2 protein-coding genes are annotated in these 559 nt (G+C 37.3%); both read left to right on the plus strand.

Annotated features, from left to right (window positions below):
* A partial coding sequence (locus DYY66_RS13440) for an ATPase, T2SS/T4P/T4SS family (protein ID WP_255495928.1) occupies positions 1 to 222 on the plus strand: 222 nt, incomplete at both ends.
* A 34-nt stretch (positions 223 to 256) separates the two neighbouring features.
* A partial coding sequence (locus DYY66_RS13445; protein ID WP_309223939.1) for an ATPase, T2SS/T4P/T4SS family occupies positions 257 to 559 on the plus strand: 303 nt, incomplete at its 3' end.

Consider the following 559-nt stretch of genomic DNA (forward strand, 5'->3'; position numbering starts at 1 on the left):
CAAAAAGAGGTAACTCCAAAAGGAACAAGCTTTACGATAAGAAAGTTCAAAGAAGATCCGTATACTGTAATTGATCTGATAAAATTTGGTACAATAAACATGTCAATTGCAGCATATCTTTGGATGTTGGTGGAATCAAAAATGTCTTTTATAATAATCGGTTCCACTGGAAGTGGAAAGACAACCATACTGAATGCAATTACAGGTCTTGTCCATCCTGATNATTTTCTCAGTTGAAGATGTTGCTGAAATTAACATAAATCATGAAAACTGGTTTACATTAGTCTCAAGAAGTGGATTTGGTCTAAGCGGAGAAGGAGAAATAGGTATGTATGACTTGATAAAAGCAGGAGTAAGACACAGACCTGACTATATCATAGTTGGAGAAATTAGAGGTTCTGAAGCCTATGTGATGTTCCAAGCTATGGCAACAGGTCACGGTGGTTTGTGTACAATGCACGCAGATGGTCTAGAGTCTGCAACAAAAAGACTCCAGCAAAAACCTATGGACATTCCACCAGCATATATTTCATTGATGAACTGTGCTGTGGTAATAAAG

It is taken from the genome of Candidatus Nitrosotalea sp. FS (assembly GCF_011319475.1).
GTDB lineage: Archaea > Thermoproteota > Nitrososphaeria > Nitrososphaerales > Nitrosopumilaceae > Nitrosotalea.